The sequence below is a fragment of the Arthrobacter sp. NPDC089319 genome, from assembly GCF_040684925.1.
GTDB lineage: Bacteria > Actinomycetota > Actinomycetes > Actinomycetales > Micrococcaceae > Crystallibacter.
Map to the genome: position 1 here is coordinate 274,681 of NZ_JBFBGZ010000006.1, position 6,362 is coordinate 281,042.

The following is a 6,362-nucleotide window of genomic DNA, read 5'->3' on the forward strand; positions in this document are numbered from 1 at the left end:
CGGCAACCGTCGTTTCTAGAGCTGGGTGAAAGCGGCCGTGGCCGGATCGGCGCCCACGCGGCCGTCGGCGTCGAGCGCCGTGATGGCGGCCAGGTCGTCCGCGTCGAGGGTGAGCCGTGCTGCGGCCAGGTTCTTCGCTATCCGGTCCGGATTGGCGGATTTGGGAATCACGATGGTGCCATTGGCCAGATGCCAGGCGAGCACCACCTGGGCCGGGGTCGCCAAATACTTTGCGGCGATGGCGGTGACCGTCCGGCTCTCCAGATCGGCGCCCTGGCCCAGCGGGCTGTAGGCTTCAACGGCGATGCCGTGCTTGCGGCTGAGCGCCGCCACTTCGCGCTGCTGGAAGGTCGGGTGGATCTCGATCTGGTTCACCGCCGGCACCGTGCCTCCGGCCGCCAGCAGCGTCTCCAGGTGCTCGGACAGGAAGTTGGAAACGCCGATGGCCCGGCTGAGGCCTTCGGTGTAGATCCCTTCCAGCGTCTGCCACGCCTGCACGTACAGGTTCTGCGAGGGCACCGGCCAATGGATCAGATAGAGGTCCACGAAGTCCAGGCCGAGTTCGCGCAGGCTGTTGTCGAAGGCCAGGCGGGCGTCGGCCTGTTCGCCGTTGCGGAGCTTGGTGGTGATGAACAGATCCTCACGGGCGATTCCGCTGGCCTTGATGGCGGCACCGACGCCGGACTCGTTCCGGTACGCCGCGGCCGTGTCGATGTGGCGGTAACCCGCTTCCAGGGCCGCTTCCACCGCCTGCTGCGTTTCGGCCGGCGGCACCTGGAAAACGCCGAAGCCAAGCTGCGGGATGGCGACGCCGTTGTTGAGGTCGATCGTGGGCACAGTGATCATGTGATGCTCCTTCGCGCGGGGGATGTGGAACTACTTCTTCGGGACCAGCACGCCGAACACGCGCAGTTCGGCCAGATGCTGCCCGTCCTGGTCGTGGATGGAAATATCCACAATGTTGTTGCGGCCGAAGCGGGTGCGCTCGACGCCGGTGGCGACCAGCCGTGAATCCGCGGCACCGGGGGCGATGTAGGTGATTTCGGCCTGCCGGGACACGGACGGGCGGCCCAGAGACTCGCACACAAACGCGAAGCAGGTGTCACCCAAGGTGAACAAGTATCCGCCGTGCAGAATGTGGTGGCCGTTCAGCATGTAGTCCTGGACAGGCATGGCCATGACCACGCGGCCCTCTTCGGCCTCGAGTACCTCAATGCCGAGGTGCTGCGATGCTTTGTCGGACGCGTAACGGTGGCGGACAAGGTCCTCGACCGTGGCAAACTGCGCGTTGGCGGCGGGGGTGGTCAACGGGGTCCTCCCGGACGTGGCGTGGATCATTGGCGTGACCCACGCTACCAAGATCCGTCGCGCACGATGCGCCCGGTGGCCGCCGGGGGTGCTGCCGGACGTCAGTCCTCGCTGGAGAGGACCTTCCGCCGTGTGCTGAGCAGGTCGACGCCGGGCCGGTAGGCGATGTAGTTTTCGGCCGTGTCCAGCACCTGCACTACATGGGCCCGGTCGGCGCCGACCAGGCCGATGCCCACCTCCGCGCGCCGGTAGAGGCTTTGCTGGCCGACCTCGGCCACGGAAACATCGAACCGTTTCCGCACCTCGGCGATGATCGGCCGCAGCACCGAGCGTTTTTCCTTCAGCGAATGCACATCGCCCAGGAGCAGGTCGAACTCTATCCAGCCGATCCACATGGGGACGAGTCTAGGGCAGGTGGTCCATCGCCTCGCACGGGTTGGAGTTCGGCTGCGCGCGGTGGATTTCCATGGCCAGTCGCCGAATAAGTCCGGACAATTGGGCGACCTCGTCCGTGGCCAGGCCCGAAAGCAGGCTCTGCTCGGCAGCGGCCACGCGGACCTCGTAGCGCGAGAGCACCGTGCGGCCCTGTCCGGTCGGGACGATCTTCCGTGCGCGCCGGTCGTTGGCCGCCGGGACGCGTTCCACCAGCCGGGCAGCCACCAGTTTGTCCAGGAGGTAGGTCAATACCGTCCGGTCGATGGCCAGATGGGCGCCCAGTGCCTGCTGGTTGGGCGGATCCCGGTGGACCACGGCGGAGAGGACCTGGTAGCCCCGGATCCCCTCGGGCATGTCCGCAACCGCCTCCTCGAACCGGGACTGATAGCCGCGCAGCACCATGCCCAGGTTCCAGCCGAGATCGCCGGGTATCTGGCCGTGCGTCGGTTCGGCGGCCGCCGCCGGTGCTCCTGTCATGCCACACATCATAACCGGTTACACGAAGTTGCGCAGATAATCTGCGGGACATATAGTCTGTCCAGCAACATACTTTCTTGGCAAGTGGAGTTGACATGGAGCTTGGCGAAATTGGGATTCTGGGAGCGGGACGGGTGGGCACCGCCGTGGCCCGGCAGGCGCTCAAGGCCGGCTACCGGGTGAAGATCGCCACGGCCAAGCCCGCAGCCGAGATCGCCTTGCTGGCCGAAATCATCACGCCGGGAGCCGAAGCGGTTGATGCGGCCGAAGCAGCGGCGGCGGACCTCGTCGTCGCGGCCGTCCCGCTGCACAAGTACCGCACGCTGAGTCCGGACCTGTTGGCCGGCAGGACCGTCGTCGACGCGATGAACTACTGGGCGCAGACGGACGGTGTGATTGCCGACTTCGACGACGACGGACGCGGCAGCAGCGAGGTCATTCAGGAGTTCCTGGCCGGCGCGCGGCTGGTGAAATCCCTGAACCACATCGGTTACCGAGAGCTTGAAGTCGACGGCCGCGAATCCGGCTCCGCCGATCGCCGGGCCTTAGCGCTGGCCTCCGATGACGGCGACGCCAAGGCACTGGTCGCCGGATTCATCGACCGGCTCGGTTACGACCCGATCGATGCCGGCCCGCTGTCGGCCGGCCGCCTCTTCCAACCCGGGACCGACATCTTCAACGCGGCCCACACCGCCGAGCAGCTCCGCGGCCTCTTGGCCGAGGCAAGCGAACCAGCCCTTCCCTGACGACGTCAGCGGGCAGAACAGGAAACAGCATGGAAATCGGTGCCTACAGCTTCGGCGACACGCAGCTGAATCCGGACGGCTCGCAGCGCGCCACGTCCGAGGCGGTACGCAATCTCTTCGAGGCGATCGTCCACGCCGATGGCGCCGGGCTGGACTACTTCGGGATCGGCGAACACCACACCACCAGCATGCCCGCGTCCTCACCCGGAGCCATCGTGGCAGCAGCCGCGGCCGCGACGAAGCAGATCAAGCTCGGCAGCGCCGCCAGCATCATTTCCACCGACGACCCCGTCCGCGTCTTCCAGCAGTTCGCCACCGCCGACGCGATCTCCGGCGGCGGCCGGATCGAAATCACCGCTGGCCGCGGTTCGTCGGTCGAAACCTTCCCGCTCTTCGGCTACGACCTGGGTGACTACGACGAGCTCTATGCGCAGAAGCTGGACCTGCTGATGACCCTCAACAACAGCACCGCGCCCGAGGTGAGCTGGAGCGGCTCCCGGCGGCCGGCCATCGCGGAGCTGGCCGTGGTGCCGCGCCCTGCCGCCGGCCGGCTGCCCATCTGGCTGGCCACCGGTGGCAATGCCGGTTCGTCGGCCCGGGCCGGACAGCTGGGGCTGCCCGTCTCCTACGGGATCATCGGCGGTGCCCCGCACCGGTTCGCACCGCTGGCCGAGCTGTATCGGCGCAGCGCCGCACAGGCCGGCCATGCGGGCCCGGAGATCAAGGTGTCCGTGGCCGCCCTGGGCCTGGTGGCACCGACCAAGCAGGAGGCCCTCGACAGGTTCTACCCGGGCTGGCACAACCTCAATGTGGAAATGGGTCGGCTGCGCGGCTGGCCGGCGCCGGACAAGCGCGCCTTCCAGGCGCAGGCGGATGCCCCGGGCGCCTACTACGTGGGCGGCCCGGACGAAGTGGCCGAGCGCATCGTCCACCTGCACGGCCATCTGGGTCACATGCGCCACTTCCTGCAGACCGACATCGGCGGGCTGCCGCACGAACACCTGCTCGAATCCATCACGCTGCTGGCCACCGAGGTGAAGCCGCGGGTCGAACGGCTGCTCTCCCTGAAGTAGGCGTGCCAGGGCGCCGGCACTGAAGAGTGCCGATGCCCTGGCCACGGGGAGTTCCTAGTTGGCTACCGTGAAACGGCGGTTTTCATGCTGCGGGTTCTCCAGCTCGTCCAGCACAGCCACCGCAAAGTCCTGCGTGGAGACGCTCTCGCCGGCAGGGGAGTCGGCGCCCAGCTTGTAGCTGCCGGTGCGCTCGCCGGGTGCGATCTGCGGCGCGGGGGCCAGCATGGTCCATTCCAGGCCGGACGCGGAGCGATACAGTTCCAAAACTTCGGCCATGGTGGTGGCCTCGGGCTTGTAGTCCTCGGGGAAGCCGGGCAGGTCCTTCAGCTGCACGCCGTCCACTTCGGTGGCGCCGGCGCCGCCCACCACCAACAGCCGTGCAGGAATGAGGGTCTCCGAGATTGCCTCGTGCGCGTCCACGAACGGCGCATGGGATTCTCCGGTGCGCGACGGCGGGATGGAGAGGACGACGACGTCGTGCTCGCCGGCAATCTGCTTGTAGGTCTTCACATCGGACAGCTCCGCAGCCAAGGCCGTGGCGCCGTCCATCGCGGTGCCGCTGCGCGAAATCGCGGTGACGTGATGGTCGCGGCGCAGTGCCTCTGCGGTGATCTGGCTGCCGACCATGCCGGTGGCGCCGTAGACGGCAATCTTCATCTGGAAGTCCTCTCGTGGGGTGAAGCGGTCGACTGGAACCAACCATTTCGGCCACGGACCTAAGCTAGGGGACGTGGACAATGCGGTGGACAGTCAGGCGAACCAGGCGGAGCTGGCGGCAACGGTCGTTTTGTTGCGCGACAGTGCGGACGGACTCGAGGTCCTGATGCTGGAACGGCCTGGCAAGGGAACCTTCGCCGGGGCCTGGGTATTCCCCGGCGGCAAGGTGGACCCGGAGGACTACGTGGCGGCCAAAGCGGAAGCCGGCGGGCCCGCGGCGGCGGACACCGCCGTCGTCAATGACCTTGCCCAGCAGTTGGCGGCAGCGAGGACTGCGGGCGTCCGTGAGACCTTTGAAGAGACCGGGCTGCGGATCTCCGGGCAGGAGCTGGTGCATCTGTCCAACTGGGTGCCCCGGCACAGCCTGGTTCGCCGCTTCCAGACATGGTTCTTCGTGGCGGCAGCGCCGGTTGGTGAGGTCCAACTGAACGACGCCGAGCTGGCCGGCTACGCGTGGCTGTCGCCGCGGGAAGCGCTCAGCCTGCACCAGTCCGGCAGCATGCATCTGGTCCCGCCGACTTGGGTCACGCTGCACGAACTGAGCGGATTAGCCACCGTGGCCGACGCCTTGGAGGCGGCCCGCGGGGCGCAGCCGTTCGATTTTGAGAGTTACGTGATCGAGGATCCGGACACCGGCCATGCCATCGTCTGGGCGGGCGACGATGCTTACCCGGGCCCCGGCGCGGCCGCTTCGGCCGGGGCCAGGCACCGGCTCTCCACGGGTTCGCTGCCGTGGCGGTACGAACGGGACCGCTGACCCCCTACTCCGTCTGCCGGTGCGCGCCTAGACTGTTGGCACCTGCTGCCTGAATAGACCGGGAGACCGCCATGAGGAACGCACTGAAGAGGGCCACCAAGAAAAAGTCCTTCAAGGATCTGAGCGGGGGCCAGAAACTGCGTGTTGCCGCGACGGCCGCGGTGCAGATTGCCCTGCAGACCGCCGCGCTGAGGGACCTGAAGAAGCGCCCGGCGGCTCTGGTCAACGGACCGAAGCCGGCGTGGTTCGCGGCGTCGTTCCTCAACTTCATCGGGCCCGCGGCCTACTTCATCTTCGGCCGAAAGCGCTGAATCTCCAACCACAATCCGTTGACTATTTCAATTCTGGTGCCTCAAACAGCGTCAAACACTGTCTTGTGGTTTCGGCTGCGTAACGATGCCCTAGAGTGTTTGACGTCACTGAGTGGCATCGACCACACTTGAAATAGTGAACGCGTGTTCGGTCAGCGAACAAGCGTGGTCTGAATCCCCGTTCTCCTCGGGGCAGAAGGAGTGGAAATGAAATGTGCGCTGAATAAAGCGCCGCACCGGGATGAGCTGCTGCCATGAGCGCTCCGGCGGTGACAACGGACAGCCAGGGCGCCGCGGCCAGTCGTTCGCGTAAACGCCCGGCGAGGAAGCGGCCCACCAAGCAGCTGCTGGGCGTGGCCGGAATTCTTGCGTTCTTGCTGGTGTGGGAACTGGTGCCGCGGGTGGGGATTGTCGAGGCGCGGTTTTTGCCGCCGGCGTCCGAAGTCATCGCGATGCTGTTCAACGACTTCGGGCTCACCGCTTTCTGGTTGGCCGTGGGCGAGACCATGCTGGCGTGGTTGCTCGGTCTGTTGATGGC

The 6,362-nt window shown here is 66.7% G+C and carries 9 protein-coding genes and 1 pseudogene; 5 read left to right on the top strand and 5 right to left on the bottom strand.

Annotation, left to right across the window (positions count from 1 at the left end; genetic code table 11):
- Positions 1 to 15: 15 nt before the first annotated feature.
- The 4 genes from AB0N75_RS11415 to AB0N75_RS11430 all read right to left on the bottom strand — a co-directional run bounded on the left by AB0N75_RS11415 (position 16) and on the right by AB0N75_RS11430 (position 2,220).
- Complete coding sequence (locus AB0N75_RS11415) at positions 16 to 846, bottom strand: aldo/keto reductase (RefSeq protein ID WP_364649506.1); 831 nt, start codon at positions 844 to 846, stop codon at positions 16 to 18.
- A 30-nt stretch (positions 847 to 876) separates the two neighbouring features.
- Positions 877 to 1,308 (bottom strand): hotdog fold thioesterase, encoded by a 432-nt coding sequence (locus AB0N75_RS11420; protein ID WP_364649509.1) that lies wholly within the window; start codon positions 1,306 to 1,308, stop codon positions 877 to 879.
- A gap of 101 nt (positions 1,309 to 1,409) precedes the next feature.
- Positions 1,410 to 1,703 (bottom strand): DUF503 family protein, encoded by a 294-nt coding sequence (locus tag AB0N75_RS11425; protein WP_353918177.1) that lies wholly within the window; start codon positions 1,701 to 1,703, stop codon positions 1,410 to 1,412.
- Positions 1,704 to 1,713: 10 nt separating this feature from the next.
- A complete protein-coding gene (locus AB0N75_RS11430; RefSeq protein WP_364649513.1) occupies positions 1,714 to 2,220 on the bottom strand; it encodes a MarR family winged helix-turn-helix transcriptional regulator in 507 nt (168 codons plus the stop codon).
- A 95-nt stretch (positions 2,221 to 2,315) separates the two neighbouring features.
- Between AB0N75_RS11430 and AB0N75_RS11435 the strand changes: the two genes are divergently transcribed.
- Positions 2,316 to 2,966, top strand: a complete 651-nt coding sequence (locus AB0N75_RS11435) for an NAD(P)-binding domain-containing protein (RefSeq protein ID WP_364649516.1) — start codon at positions 2,316 to 2,318, stop codon at positions 2,964 to 2,966.
- Positions 2,967 to 2,995: 29 nt separating this feature from the next.
- The gene (locus AB0N75_RS11440) at positions 2,996 to 4,039 is read left to right on the top strand and encodes an LLM class flavin-dependent oxidoreductase (protein WP_364649518.1); all 1,044 of its coding nucleotides are present in this window, start codon (positions 2,996 to 2,998) and stop codon (positions 4,037 to 4,039) included.
- 54 nt (positions 4,040 to 4,093) lie between these two features.
- Here the strand turns inward: AB0N75_RS11440 and AB0N75_RS11445 are convergent, their stop codons facing one another.
- Positions 4,094 to 4,696 carry an NAD(P)H-binding protein gene (locus AB0N75_RS11445; RefSeq protein WP_364649521.1) on the bottom strand — a complete coding sequence of 201 codons (603 nt, stop codon included), beginning with the start codon at positions 4,694 to 4,696 and terminating at the stop codon, positions 4,094 to 4,096.
- 73 nt (positions 4,697 to 4,769) lie between these two features.
- Between AB0N75_RS11445 and AB0N75_RS11450 the strand changes: the two genes are divergently transcribed.
- From AB0N75_RS11450 to AB0N75_RS11460, 3 genes and pseudogenes are all read left to right on the top strand, one after another.
- Positions 4,770 to 5,513 (top strand): NUDIX hydrolase, encoded by a 744-nt coding sequence (locus AB0N75_RS11450; RefSeq protein ID WP_364649524.1) that lies wholly within the window; start codon positions 4,770 to 4,772, stop codon positions 5,511 to 5,513.
- Between the two features lie 71 nt (positions 5,514 to 5,584).
- Complete coding sequence (locus AB0N75_RS11455; protein ID WP_364649526.1) at positions 5,585 to 5,824, top strand: PLD nuclease N-terminal domain-containing protein; 240 nt, start codon at positions 5,585 to 5,587, stop codon at positions 5,822 to 5,824.
- A gap of 254 nt (positions 5,825 to 6,078) precedes the next feature.
- A pseudogene (locus tag AB0N75_RS11460) lies at positions 6,079 to 6,362 on the top strand (ABC transporter permease); the annotation flags it as partial.